The following is a 12,888-nucleotide window of genomic DNA, read 5'->3' on the forward strand; positions in this document are numbered from 1 at the left end:
GGAGTCCGACATGAAGAAGATCCTGATCGTCGCCCTCGCCGCCGTCGGCGTCGTCCTGGCGAAGTCCAAGATCGAGAAGAGCCAGGCCGAGCAGGCCCTCTGGGCCGAGGCCACCGACGCCGTCAAGCGCGGCTGATCCACCCGCGGCTCCGGCCGCATCGGGGCCTTGGCGCAATTGGTAGCGCACCTGCTTTGCAAGCAGGGGGTTAGGGGTTCGAGTCCCCTAGGCTCCACCCGAGGAACCGCACGTCAGCCTGCGGTTTTCTTTCCTTTGTGGAGTGCTCTAGTTTCGTCCGACATCGGGCGCTAGGGGGACTGTAGGGGGAAGAGGAATCCGCCGAGGCTGTCGAGTGCATCGAGCGAGCCGTAGCCAAGCCTCTGTCTCGACGTCGACGTCTCGATAACCTGCGGGGTCATGCGCCCCTCGGATGAAGAGCTTTTCGGTCGAACCGCAAGCCTGGGGCTCACCCGTGCGGGTCTGCTTCTTCCGGACTCGCTACTGGTCGCAGATCGATACGCAGGGCCGAGATGCCCGTTTGTCCGTCGAGGCCACGCTTCCGCATCAGCTCCAGCATGTCCTCTTGGCGAGGCTGCCCGAAGGTCAGGCGGTACAGGGCAACGTCTGCCTTCACCTTGTTGTACCGCGCCTCGTCCGAACTGAGGAGGAAGGGGGCGACGTGGCGCTCGATCTTCGCGGGACCGGGGTAGACCCAGCCCGGGGTGAAGTCCCCATACTCGTGGCGGTAGTCGGTCGCGAGCTCGTAGAGGCGATCCCATGGGTTGCCATCGACCTCGGCAAGCGCAGCGGGGCCGTGCCGGTCAGCGACGTTCTTGCGGACCGCGTGTCCGCGGTAGCGGTCGACGCGTCCCTCGCGTTGTTCGAAGTCGACCGGGTTCGGCGGGGTGTTCCAATGAAAGATGGCGTGACACCACCAATGGAAGTCGATGCCCTCTTGGCCCACAGAGGTCGAGGCCAGGACCATCGGCCAGAAGGGGCTGTTGAACGAGCGCCGCACCTCCGGTTGGCGAGCGTCTTCTGCCTTCTGGTCGCGGGCGCCGTACCGCAGGGCGAAGCGGCCAACGAAGCTGAGCGGGACCGAGGCAGCCGCGGGGTCCTTCGCCCGGTAGGTGCTCGGCTTCAGCCCGATAGCCGCTGCCGCTTCTGAGGCGAGTCGACCGATTTTGGCGTCGTCGAATTCGCCGACGACGAGATCGGCCTGGAGATGGTGGAGGTATTCGTCGAGGACGGCTTCCAGGTTTCCGTTCGCGCAGTAGGTCAGCACCTTGCGCCAGTACGGCGTGCGCTCGGTGCCGAGTCGCTCGACGATCTTGGTGACATCCGGCCGGTTGAACAATGAACGGAGGCCGTTGGCGAGGGTGGCTGCGGCTTCGAACAGTCCTCGTTCGGTAACTCTGTCGACGTCCCGGCACAGGCGGTGAAGCACGCGTACGGCGATCGACCCTGGCGCAAAGAGCGCGATCTCAGCGAGCAGGTCTGCCGTCTCATGGTCGAGCGGACGCTCGGGTGAGGCCAGCTCGTCGCGGACGTGCTGGAGGTGCTGCAGCACACCGGCGTGACGCACAGTTGCGCCAGTGGACTCGTCCTCGTCATCGGACTCGGCGGCACCGGACAACGCGAGGGCGACTTCCTCGTCGCGCATCGTCGCCGGCCAGTTCCCCGCCATCGAGAACGCTGCACGCCACTGGGCGACGCGCAGGCCGGATTCGTCACCATCCGAGTCCGCCTGAGCCAATCCGGGCTCGGTATCGAGCATCGCCAAGAGGCGCGTCCTGACGTCAGAGCGAGCATCCGCGGCCGACACTTGCCCGCCACCGCGCTCGGCGACGATCTGCAGTGGGTCGGTCGCTTTAGCCAGGACGAGGAAGGGCCAATGCAGCATCAACGTTGACATGCCGTGGAGCCGGCCAGTCTGCTGGGTGACCGAGTAGTTGAGGTGCTTGACGATCCGCTTCCTGGCCTCGGGTGTGTACTCGTCGTAGTTGCTGCCAGCCGCGGCGTGACGCTCGGCCTCGAAGCTGAGGATCCCGGCAACGGCGGCAGGCGTCGCGGCCCACGACGAGAAGACGAGGCGCTTCGTCATCGACGAGGCGGCTGGGTCGGCGTATGCCCCGCCGGGTGAGAAGTAGGGGAGCGACGGCGGCACCCAGAGGAGCTGCCACCAACCCTGCCCGACAGTGGCGTCCGTGAGCGCGCGCATCCGCGCGTTCCCGGGATCCAACGGCTTGAACTGTTGGATTGCAGCTGCGTGGATGCGCTGAGTCGATGCGAAGGCCCTTCGCAGGTCGGAGCTGGGAGAGGCCTCGTCGAGCCGCCGGCCGAACTGATAGCCGTCGGCGAAATTGATGAAGTATGGCGCCGACTTCCAGAACTCTGCGGTCACCAGTCCGCGGTCCTTCTCCCGGGCAACCAATCGACCGACCTCCTGGAGGCGCGCGAAACCGACGAGGTCCGCGGCGCGTACATCGTCAGCCGGTCGACGGTGCTCAACCGTCATCGATCCGTCCGGGAGTGCCGGACGCTCAGCCCGACTCATCAGTTTGAGGAGGTCGTGGCGAAGGGCGTCCACCACCGACGCCTCACCCAGGCCGGAGGACACGAGGTCGCGGTACTCCTTGAGCCGGACGCGGATCATGTCGACGCTCACGTCACCTCGGCCTTTGGCCAGGAAGGTCAGCGTGTTGAAGAGGTCCTTCGCGTGGTCCTCCTCCTTCTCCTCCGCATAGGTGAACGGCTTGTACGGCGTTGCCGAAAGCAGGAGCACCTTGGCGGCGCCGTACTCGAAGAGGTGGTGGGCGAGCTCACCGGCCGCGGTGGACGGGTCGAGGAGGTGCCGAAACCGTTGGAATTCGTCGAGGATCACGAGGTCCGGCTCAAGCGTGTGCACACTTGCTGCAGCAAGAGCTCCGCGGAGCTCACCTTCGAGGCGGCGGTGGTCAGCGTCGAGGTGGGAGGGCACCGAGTCGCGTCTACCGATCGCGGCGATCATCTGGACGAAGCGTGTCTTGAGGCTCTCGGCTTCGCCGGCACTGATGAGGCGCTCGAACTGCTCGAGGATCGCGGGATCGAGTCCCGCCGGCCCGATCTGGCGCCGGAGGTCGTCGACCGTCCAGTCGAACCGCTCAATCTTGCGAACGTTGCCCTGCAGCAAGCGTCGACTGGCTCGCTGGCCCCAGCCGTCCATCTTGACCAGCTCTCGCATGGCCAGCAGGATCATCGCCCTCTCGCGAGACTTTCCAAGCTGGTGACCCGGGTCGAACGAGGTGCCCGGGGTGAACGACACGAGGTTGATCGGCTTGCCGACGTTTCCGGCTTGGCGGAGGCGGCGGCTGTGCTCGGCGAGCAAGGTCAAGCGGCTTGAGAACGGGATCTCGCCTTGGCCTGTCACATTGAGCCTGCGGAGGTTCTGCTTGGCGAGGTCCTCGTTTGAACAGACGTAGACGACGTCGATCCGCTCGACCGAAGGCTCGTCCTGGAGCGTCTCGATCGCGCGGGCGATGACGCCCTGCGCCACACGGGTCTTCCCCAGACCTGTCTCGTCGGCAACGAGAAAGCGCTTCGCGCCGACTGGTCCGTAGAACTGCTCGATCACGTGATCGACGCTGGCCAGCTGGAAGTCGGTGAGACCGCGAAGGTGCGGTTCCGCATCGTACCGGGTCATTCCGCAGCCCCTCCTAGCATCCGCTGCGCCTCGCGCACGGTCTCCCAGAACGCATCGAACCCGTCGGGCAACACTTTGCGGCCCTGCTCGGTGGACTGAAGCCGTCGAACGAGTCGATTGAGGTCGCCGAGAGCGGCCGGTCGCTCGGAGATCGCCCGCAACACGAGCTCGAGAATCCCGGGGCCGCCCGACTGGCCGTCGCTGAAGCCGCTGCCGTCCCCTTCTGCAGACTCGGCCAGCTGGGCGAGCAGGTGCGGGTTGCCGAGGCTGAGCAACAGGTAGAGGAAGCGAAGGAACTTGTCAGGGGTGTCGATCTGACGAGCGAGGATCTGGTCGAGTCGATCAGCGGGCGGGTTGATGAGCTCAGCGACGATGACGCACGCGACATCTAGGCCCGAATCGGTGGTGATCTGGACGACTAGGAACGGGGTGAGGTCCGCGGTGGCGATGCCGCTGAAGGCTCCAGCGAGTGCCTCGCCCTCTGCAGGGACGATGCTGTTGCCGGCCTTGGTCATCAGCCGCACGCTCGCTCGCCAGCCGGTGCGGAGCGGGTAGGGATTGCGTGCAGAGACGCGCACCTGGTGCCCTTTGGCTTCCGACGCCTCGCGATCGCCATCAACGACGGCGACGTGGTGCTCGATCTCGGCGATTTCGCGAAGCGCGTTCTCGACCTTGCGTCGCTCGTCCTCGTCGGGGTCGAGTGTGGCGCCACCCGTGGCGCGGTACGGCTCCAGCAGCACGCGGAACGGTGCGGTTTCACCCAGGAAAGAGTCGATTCCGAGGTGATCGCGATGGCCATGGAGCTCGATGATGAATTCGACGTTCCGCTGCAAGGCAGCGTCGGTTGCATTCGCCGAGCCGATGAACACGTGGGCGCTCGCCCATTTGGCCGTCGGCTCGACGACGAACATCTTGGCGTGGAGGTCACCGCCGAGGTTAGTTTCGTCGGTTTCTGTGACGACAGCCATCGAGTCGATGACGTAGGCGTCGAGGCGCTCGGCGACCCCGGGGGAAAGCCTCTCGAGCTCAGCCGCACGCGAGAGAACCGTGGTCGCGCCGTTGGGGTCCAGGAGAGCGAGTCCGGCGTCGTTGATGAAGGGAGAGACCACGAGGCGTCGACCTGGCGGCAGGTCTGGCATCGGACGGTTTTCGTCGAGGAAGTGGAAGTCAAGGTGTCGGACGGTGTCGGGCCACTGCCATTCGATACGGCGCGCCTCGCCCGCTAGTTGGCTGACCCTCTGGGCCCGCTCTGGCGCGAGCTCGCGAATCGTCCGAGTGGGCAGCGAGGCCAGGAGGTCGGCAAGCGGTGCGTTGGTGTCCTGCTCCCTCTCGCCGAGGGAGACTGAGTCAAGGCGAACAGCAAGGTCCCAGGAACGATCGTTGGTGAGGTTGCGGGTCAGCACCAACAATCGGAAAGACGCCTGTCCCGGGTCGTCGACGTACCTGACGAACCAGATCTTCGGGTGAAAGAGGCCGCCACGCGGGCGCTTCACCTCGTGGACCAGCGGCTCCAAAAAGGCGAGCAGGTCGGGCACGTGGCTGGGCGCAGCGATGTTGCCGCCCTGACAGAAGACATCGAGCCGGTCACCGGTCGCTCGGATCGCTTCGAGGAGAGCGATCGGATCGGCGGAGGATCCTGAGTAGGAGTACGAGGTGAAGGCGAGCGCTGGGATCAATGTCGCGGTCAGGTCGAGCGTGAACGTCGTCGCGACGGCTGCATCGAACCGCGAACCGGGAGGCGGCGCGAGCTGCTCCAAGAGCACGACGCGACTGTCAGGCGCCAGCATGGAGTCCCCTCAAGATGTCATTGGCGACGGACCGCACATTGACCCATCGGTACGCCAGCCGACCTACACCGGCACTTCCCGACCACGAAGCAAGCAGCTTCTCGTTGACCAGTCGCGACTGAGATCCCTTGCGCTTCTCGCGAATCCGGACCAGCTCGCGGAGTCCCTGATGGTCAGCGGGTGATGCGCCCTCGCGCAGCCCAACAATCCAACTGTCGACGAACGATCGAGTACTTGGACCGATGTTGGGGTTCTGCCCGATGGCCAGCTTCCACATCCGATCGACGTCCCACGCCGTGAGGCTCGTGCCGTACCGCTCGGAGAAGTTTGCATGCCATTGGGACAACGCGGTGCGGTAGGTCTCCACCGGATGGGGGACGTGGTCGAATCCCTTCAGCTCGTACTGCTCCCCGATCAGCAGGTTGTACAGAAGCGGCGCGCCCTCGATCACCGCGCTGAACCACTCGGCATGGTGAAGTGGTTCGAACTCCGAGGGCGGCGCGGCGTGCCACGGGTAGCGGACGTCGTCGTCGATCATCTCGTGCCGGTTCAAGAGGTGCGCCAGCACGGTGTCGGGTGCCGCGGTGACTATCCGGCCGTGAAGCCACTCAGCCTCGGCCAGGGTCATCGCGAAGCCGCCGGGGACCTCATGGGGGAATCCCGGAGGGGCCGGGGGGATTCCAGGGTCCCACTCGCCAACGACCCTCTCGCTGAGTTCCGTCGCGCTGTCGCCGCCGGGCCGACGCGCAGCCGAGCCGATCGCGCCGGGGTTCGTCCGCACCTTGTAGGTGAGCATCCCGGACCAGTAGAGGGTTGACGGCAGGTTCTTCACCTCGGGCCCGACCCGGCTTCCGATGAGGCCGGCGGCGTCATCGAAGGCCGAATCCTGAAAGGTCTTGATCAGCTGGCGTTCCTGAAGCTGACCGACGCGGAAGTTCTCCTTCTCATAGGCGTGCGCCGCCCGTCCGCTCGTGTAGCACCACGGGACGAAGAGGTAGTAGCGAGCGCGCGTTTGCAGCACGGACGTGCCCGGGAACAGGAGGTCACTGAACGCGTCCCGAACCTGGCCGATTCCCAACTCGTCACGGCTCTCTGTTTGCGAGAACAGGGCCACCAACTCGCGGGTCACCCGCCGTTCTTCGGGGGTGGAGTCGAGCCATGCGATCAGCGAGGTCACTCGGCGGCCTTGCGCCGTCGCAACTTTCTCACGAGAGGAAGATAGGGGAACCCTCCGATGTAGTGGGTCGCTTCCGGGACTGACGATCGTCAGTTCGCGCTTCACGAACGACACACACCCGCTGGCCTCAACCAGCTCATCCCGATGATGCGCCGGTGCAGGTCAGCAGTAGTGTCGTCTGCCTCCTAGCGGACTCCGTCGACGAGGCGCGCCAGCAGTGGATCGAGGTCTTGGGCCGTGACCGCGCTGACCTCGGACCCGGCCAGGCCGCGACCCCAGTCGACGAGGACATCGAGTGCCGCGATCCGTCCGCATCGCGTACCGGGCTCGGTAGGAGGATCGGTCGCGCCGGTGCGTCGTTCGAGCTCCCCGAAACCTCGTCGTCCTGCCATGGCCAGTCCCTCCCGAGAGTGCTGATTGCGTCGCTGGAATCAGTTAGCCCCTAAGGCTGGGAGCAGCACAATGGGGTGGTTAGGGGGAAGCGATGTCCGGGTCGGTCCCCGTTTAGACCCTTCTGACCTGCAGTTTCACACTGAACTCGGCAAGAGCAGGCCAATCCGAGGCATTTGCAAGCAGGGGTCAGGGGTTCGAGTCCCCGAGGGCGCAGCCCGTGATCCGATGACGGTCCGGCTGTCGCCGGATGTCCAGAAGGCGGATCAATAGGCGAAGACGTGCACGCTCAGCACGTCGATCTCGCGGCGGGGGTCGCCGAAGAAGGCACCCAGCCGACGCGCCACCGTCGGGAACGGCCGCTCGCGCGGGGAACCGTCGGCGCGCCAGTTGTGGTGAGGCACCAGCAGGAACAGATGATGCGCGTCCGGCGCGACGTGCGCCTTCCACAGGTCTTTCAGATCGTGGTTGTTGGTGATCGTCCCGCCCCGCTCGACCTCGGCGATGATCCCGCGCCCCTGCGCGAGTTCGAAGAAGAAGTCGGGACGGGCCTGGGTCACCAGTCCGCTCTGGGGGGTCAGGACCACCTCCTCTCCGAACCCGAGCTCCTGACGCAGCAGACGTGCGAAGTGGGACTGGAGGTCCTTGCTCGGAGCGCCGTGGACGTGGAGGAGCGCGATCTCGTCGCGGGTCTGAGCGATGTGGGTCCGGAGCCGGAGAGCCAGGGCGTCGACGGTCGCGAGCTCGGCAGCGTCGTCGGGCGAGATCCTCGCCCGGACATGCCTCGCGTACCCGTCCATCCGGCGCAGCTTCGCAGCTTCGCGGTCGGGAAGCTAGCGGTCCTGCGCCACCCACGCCGGCCCACCTCGGTCCGCCACCGCGACCTCTCCTAGGCTTCTCCTGATGCGTCGTGCGGTGGAGATCGGGCTCGCCGTCGCGCTGCTCCTGACCGGCTGCAGCGCGATCGGCGGCACGCCGGCGCCCGTGGACCGCGCGGGGCCGCGAGGGCCGAACGTCGTCGTGATCGTGACCGACGACCAGACCCTGGCCGAGATGCGGTGGATGCCGCGGACCCGCCACCTCATCGGGGACGTCGGGGTGACGTTCACGCAGTTCCTCGCCAACCACCCCAGCTGCTGCCCGGCCCGGGCGCAGCTGCTCACCGGCCAGTACGCGCAGAACAACGGGGTGCGGGCCAACGGCGGGCGGCTGGGCGGCTACCCCCGCTTCTCCCCCGGGACGGCGCTACCGGTGTGGCTGCAGCAGGCCGGGTACACGACGGGGCTGATCGGGAAGTACCTCAACGGCTACCGGCCGAGCGGCCCGGAGCCGGGGTGGGACACCTTCGACGTCACCGTCGACGGCCTGTACCGCTACCGCGGGTTCACGCAGTACGACGGGCGCACCGAGACCACACCCCCGGGCCACCACACCACCTACGTGCGCGACCGCTCCGCCGACTTCCTCACCGCCCGGGCACAGGACGGCGCGCCGTTCCTGCTGATCTCCTCCTACGTCGCCCCGCACCAGGTCTGCCCCGCCGAAGGCGCCTGCACCGCACCCCCGATCCCGATCCCGCGCGACCGGGGCCGGCACCGCGACGTCGTACCGCCGGTGCTCGCCTCCCCCTCGCTGCGGGAGGTGTCGAGGCCCGCGGTCCGTCCCCGGCTCGCCGAGGACGGCGTGCTGTCGCGGCGCGCGCTGCTGCGACTCGCGCGGGCCCGCCTCGACGCGCTCACCGGCGTCGACCAGGCGGTGGCGGCCACGATCACCCGGCTGCGCGACCTCGACCTGCTGCAGGACACCGTGGTGGTGTTCACCAGCGACAACGGGTTCCTCTTCGGCGAGCACCGCCTGGTCGGCAAGGACGTCGGCTACGAGGAGGCGTTGCGAGTGCCCTTCCTGGTGCGCGGTCCCGGCGTGCGGCGCGACGCCACCACCCCGACGATCGCCGCCGGCATCGACCTCGCCCCGACGATCGCCGAGCTCACCGGCGCCACCCCGCTGGTCGACGTCGACGGCGTCAGCCTGGTGCCCCAGCTGCGCGATCCAGGCCCCGCGGTCGAGCGCAGCATCCTGCTGCAGGGCGGGATCCTGGGCCCCGACCTCGCCGGACGCGGGTGGGAGTGGCGGGGAGTCCGCACGCGCCGCTACACGCTCCTGGCCTGGGCCCGCGGCGGCCTCGAGCTGTACGACCGCCGGCGGGACCGCTTCGAGATGCGCAACCTCGCCGACGACCCGCGCTACGCCGCCGTGCTCGAGGCGCTGCTCGCCCGACTGACCGAGCTCGGGTCCTGTGCCGGTGCGACCTGCCGCCCCGACGAGACCCCGCTCCCGCTCCCCGACGTCCTGGTCGCCCGCCCGCTGCCGGGCTGATCGCCGGCCGACCTGGCGCGACCGGCACGAGTCGCACCGCGATCCGTGGGACCATACGGCCGTGGTTCTGCGACGACGCCGGCGGCAGCTGCGCCTGATCCCCGCGGCCCTGGTCGTGGCCGGGGTCCTCGGTCTCGTCTCGGCGTGCGGCGACGACGCCCCGCCGATCCCCCAGCCGCCGCTCACCACCCCGGTCGACCCCGCCTACGACCCCGCCCGCGAGCCGGCGGCCGCCGCCCTCTCGCTCATCCCCGCCGACTCGGCGCTGGTGGAGGTCACCGACTTCGACCAGGCCCGGCTCGCGTTCGGCCTCAACGACGTCAGCAGCGACTCCGACGCCCGGCTGCGCGCGAAGTTCTGGGCCAAGGCCGAGCGGCGCTCCCCGCTGCTGAGCACCGGTGTGTTCCGCAGCCCCGATCTGCCCGAGCGCCGGCTCAAGCGCGTCTACGGCTTCACCCAGGACGACGTGGCCTGGGAGGCCCGCTTCGGCACCGACGACGACCAGCTCGACGGCCTCGTCGTGCGCTTCCGCGACGACCTCGACATGGCCGGGGTCCAGCGCGCGGTCGACGACGACGTCGCCGGGCTCGCCGGGGCGGTCGTCGTGCCGGACGCCCACGTCCTGGCCCTCGGCGCCACCGCCGACCCCGCCTCCAGCCTCGCCGCCGACACCGACCTGCTCGCGATGGTCGCCGACCCCGCGATCGGCACCTACCTGCGCCTGGCCTGCGAGCCGATCGTGAGCGCCCTGCCCGACAGCTCCGGCAGCGTCGACCTCAGCGGGCTCAGCGAGCTCGACGCCTACGCCCTGGGATTCGGCACCAAGCTCGTCACCGCCCACCTCTCCGGCGCCCCCCGCGACGACGTCTTCGCCCGCGCGCGGATCACCGTGGGCCTCACCGGTGCCGACGCCGCCGAGTACGACCGGCTCTACGCCAAGCCGGTGGCCGACCCCGCGGGCGCGCGGATCGGCTGGACCAGCTTCGACACCCGCGCCGCCCTCGCGCTGGCGCGTGACGGCCGGATCCCCTTCGCCGCCTGCCCCTGACGAGGTCGGTGCCGGGGCGACGCCGGTCCCTCCGGTGCGGGCGTCTCGTGACGCTCGCTGGCGCTCGCTCCTCGACGACCGTGGGGCTGGCGCTCGCTCCTCGACGACCGTGGGGCTGGCGCTCGCTCCTCGGCGACCGTGGGGCTGGCGCTCGCTCCTCGGCGACCGTGGGGCTGGCGCTCGCTCCTCGGCGACCGTGGGGCTGGCGCTCGCTCCTCGACGACCGTGGGGCTGGCGCTCGCTCCTCGACGACCGTGGGGCTGGCGCTCGCTCCTCGACGACCGTGGGGGTGGGCTCGCTCGTCGGCAGCCGTGGGGTTGGCGTTTGCTTCTCGACGGCCGTGGGGTTCCGCTACGGCGGTGGGATCCACGGTCGTCGAGGAGGCGCCCCGGCGCCGTCACGAGACGGGGTGGGGCGAGGGACGGCCGGGGTGCGCGCGCCAGCTCAGCCGGTGGGCAGGCAGTCGGCGTACAGCTGGGCGTCGTGGGCGTTGATGACCCGCACCTCGGGGGTGCCGGTGGCCAGGGCCTGCAGCCGGTCGCGCACCTCGCGGCGGGCGGCGTCGTCCTGGGCGAGGAGGCGCTGGGTGATCCGCAGCGTGCGGGCGCAGCCGGGCGGGTCCTCGATCTCGGCGCGGTCGAAGAACGCGTCACCGGCGTGCAGCAGCCAGCCGCCGTCGGGCCGGCGCACCGCCACGCCCGCGTGCCCCCGGCTGTGCCCGGCCAGGTCGACCAGCAGCACGTCGTCGCCCACGGCCGCGACGGCGCGCATCCCGAACCAGTCCGTGACGTCGGCGGCGGCGGGGTCGTGGGTCACGAAGTCCGCGCCCGCGATCTGCGCCGGCACGTAGCGCCCGTGCTCCATGCCGCGCGGGTGCCGGGCCGCCCCGAGCTCGGCGGTGGTGACGTGCACCCGCGCGCCGGGGAAGTCGAGCACGCCGCCGGCGTGGTCGAGGTCGAGGTGGGTGAGCACGATGTCGGTCACGTCCTGCGCCGACCAGCCGCGGGCGCGCACCTGGGACAGCGCCGTCTCGGTGAGCTCCAGACGGGGGCGCATCACCGCCCGGAACGCACCGCCGAGCCGCCGCGGCGCGGTGACGTCGACGGTGCCGAAGCCGGTGTCCACGAGCAGCAGCCCCTCGGGGCGCTCGAGCAGCAGGCAGTGCGCCACGAACGGGCGGCCGGTGAGCACGGGCCGGAAGGTGCCGCAGTTGAGGTGGTGGATCACGGTCCGGATCCTCCCACCCGGGCGCTCCCGGCGCGCCCGTAGGCTGGAGGTGTGCGCGCGTGGCTGACTCCCCGGATGCTCGGGGCGCATGCGCTGATGCTGGTGGCCTTGGCCATCGCCGGCTCGCTCGGCTGGTGGCAGCTCACCGCCTGGCAGGACCGCCGCGCCGCCGAGGCGCGCGACCTCACCTCGGCCGACCCCGTGCCGCTCACCGACCTCTTCGGCCCGGACGACCCGTTCCCCGGAGCCGATGTCGGTCAGCCGGTCGAGGTGGTCGGCACGTGGCTGCCCGAGGGCACCGTGCTGGTGGGCGGACGCCGGCAGGACGACGTCGACGGCTACTGGGTGGTCTCCCTGCTCAGCGTCGGCGACCCCGAGGCACCGGCCATCCCGGTGGTTCGCGGCTGGCAGCCCGACGCCACCGTGCGCCCCGCCCCCACCGGCACCGCCGACCTGGTGGGCTACCTCCAGCCGGCCGACTCCGGGGGCGAGATCGACACCGACCCCGCCGACGACGTGTTCCCCGAGCTGCGCGTGGCCGACCTCGCCCAGCGCGCCGAGCGCGACCTCTACAGCGGCTACGTCATCACCGACGTGCCCCGCACCCTGGCGGCGACGGGAGCCGACGCCGACGCCGAGGTGCCGTCCTCGGCGGGCCTCACGCCGGCCGATCTCGCGGCCCGGCCCGAGGTGGGCCGCTTCACCGCGCTGCGCAACCTGCTCTACGCCCTGGAGTGGTGGGTCTTCGGCGGGTTCGCCGCCTACATCTGGTGGCGCTTCGTGCGCGACGAGCGACACCCGGTCACCCCCGCGGACCCGGTACCGTCGACGGTGTGAACCTCTTCGGTGTCTACCGCGTCCTGGCGATCGTGGTCGGGGTGCTGCTCGCGTTCTGCTCCTTCGTCGCCCTGCCGCTGAAGTACCTCGCCAGCGAGGGCAGCAGCCTGCAGAACTTCGGCGAGGACGCCAGCATCATGTGGGTCGTGCACGGCTGGATCTTCATGATCTACGTCGTCGTCGCGTTCCTGCTCTCGCGACGGGCGGGCTGGACGGTCCAGTTCACCGTGCTGGCGCTCGCGGCCGGGCTCATCCCGCTGCTCATCTTCTGGGTCGAGCGCCGCGTCGCCCAGCGGGTGCGCACGGAGAACCCCGAGCTCGTCACCGGCTGAGCCGGATCCGGGCCCGGGGTCCCCGGGGGGTCAG

At 69.4% G+C, this 12,888-nt stretch carries 10 protein-coding genes and 1 tRNA gene; 6 read left to right on the forward strand and 5 right to left on the reverse strand.

Going from position 1 to position 12,888, the window contains the following annotated elements; genetic code table 11:
• Window positions 1-10 precede the first annotated feature (10 nt).
• Together ACERUJ_RS17865 and ACERUJ_RS17870 are read left to right on the forward strand one after the other, a co-directional pair.
• Window positions 11-136, forward strand: a complete 126-nt coding sequence (locus ACERUJ_RS17865; protein WP_370250237.1) for a DLW-39 family protein — start codon at window positions 11-13, stop codon at window positions 134-136.
• Between the two features lie 24 nt (window positions 137-160).
• Window positions 161-233, forward strand: a tRNA-Ala gene (locus ACERUJ_RS17870).
• Window positions 234-464: 231 nt separating this feature from the next.
• Here ACERUJ_RS17870 and ACERUJ_RS17875 read toward each other — a convergent pair.
• The 4 genes from ACERUJ_RS17875 to ACERUJ_RS17890 all read right to left on the reverse strand — a co-directional run bounded on the left by ACERUJ_RS17875 (window position 465) and on the right by ACERUJ_RS17890 (window position 7,834).
• Window positions 465-3,680, reverse strand: coding sequence for a hypothetical protein (locus tag ACERUJ_RS17875; RefSeq protein WP_370250239.1), 3,216 nt, complete (start codon window positions 3,678-3,680; stop codon window positions 465-467).
• Complete coding sequence (locus ACERUJ_RS17880; protein WP_370250240.1) at window positions 3,677-5,443, reverse strand: phospholipase D family protein; 1,767 nt, start codon at window positions 5,441-5,443, stop codon at window positions 3,677-3,679. The genes ACERUJ_RS17875 and ACERUJ_RS17880 overlap by 4 nt, the downstream gene beginning before the upstream one ends.
• Before the next feature lie 10 nt (window positions 5,444-5,453).
• Window positions 5,454-6,644, reverse strand: coding sequence for a DUF6361 family protein (locus tag ACERUJ_RS17885; RefSeq protein WP_370250241.1), 1,191 nt, complete (start codon window positions 6,642-6,644; stop codon window positions 5,454-5,456).
• Window positions 6,645-7,300: 656 nt separating this feature from the next.
• On the reverse strand, window positions 7,301-7,834 hold the full coding sequence (locus tag ACERUJ_RS17890) for a hypothetical protein (RefSeq protein ID WP_370250242.1): 534 nt from the start codon (window positions 7,832-7,834) through the stop codon (window positions 7,301-7,303).
• 103 nt (window positions 7,835-7,937) lie between these two features.
• On the opposite strand from ACERUJ_RS17890, the gene ACERUJ_RS17895 reads away from it, so the two are divergent.
• Both ACERUJ_RS17895 and ACERUJ_RS17900 read left to right on the forward strand, forming a co-directional pair.
• Entirely contained in the window at window positions 7,938-9,410 is a 1,473-nt protein-coding gene (locus ACERUJ_RS17895; protein ID WP_370250243.1) for a sulfatase, read from the forward strand.
• Between the two features lie 61 nt (window positions 9,411-9,471).
• Window positions 9,472-10,458, forward strand: a complete 987-nt coding sequence (locus tag ACERUJ_RS17900; RefSeq protein ID WP_370250244.1) for a hypothetical protein — start codon at window positions 9,472-9,474, stop codon at window positions 10,456-10,458.
• A gap of 444 nt (window positions 10,459-10,902) precedes the next feature.
• Here ACERUJ_RS17900 and ACERUJ_RS17905 read toward each other — a convergent pair whose 3' ends face one another.
• The gene (locus tag ACERUJ_RS17905; protein ID WP_370250245.1) at window positions 10,903-11,685 is read right to left on the reverse strand and encodes an MBL fold metallo-hydrolase; all 783 of its coding nucleotides are present in this window, start codon (window positions 11,683-11,685) and stop codon (window positions 10,903-10,905) included.
• A gap of 51 nt (window positions 11,686-11,736) precedes the next feature.
• On the opposite strand from ACERUJ_RS17905, the gene ACERUJ_RS17910 reads away from it, so the two are divergent.
• Entirely contained in the window at window positions 11,737-12,522 is a 786-nt protein-coding gene (locus ACERUJ_RS17910; protein WP_370250246.1) for an SURF1 family protein, read from the forward strand.
• Window positions 12,519-12,854 (forward strand): DUF3817 domain-containing protein, encoded by a 336-nt coding sequence (locus ACERUJ_RS17915; protein WP_370250247.1) that lies wholly within the window; start codon window positions 12,519-12,521, stop codon window positions 12,852-12,854. Before ACERUJ_RS17910 ends, ACERUJ_RS17915 begins: the two co-directional genes overlap by 4 nt.
• Window positions 12,855-12,888: the final 34 nt, after the last annotated feature.

It is taken from the genome of Nocardioides sp., assembly GCF_964228225.1.
GTDB lineage: Bacteria > Actinomycetota > Actinomycetes > Propionibacteriales > Nocardioidaceae > Nocardioides.

Excerpts from the sequence above, each read along its gene's own strand:
- ACERUJ_RS17865 (WP_370250237.1), top strand. The coding sequence starts at position 11 with ATGAAGAAGATCCTGATCGTCGCCCTCGCCGCCGTCGGCGTCGTCCTG.
- ACERUJ_RS17875 (WP_370250239.1), bottom strand. The coding sequence starts at position 3,680 with ATGACCCGGTACGATGCGGAACCGCACCTTCGCGGTCTCACCGACTTC.
- ACERUJ_RS17890 (WP_370250242.1), bottom strand. The coding sequence starts at position 7,834 with ATGGACGGGTACGCGAGGCATGTCCGGGCGAGGATCTCGCCCGACGAC.
- ACERUJ_RS17895 (WP_370250243.1), top strand. The coding sequence starts at position 7,938 with ATGCGTCGTGCGGTGGAGATCGGGCTCGCCGTCGCGCTGCTCCTGACC.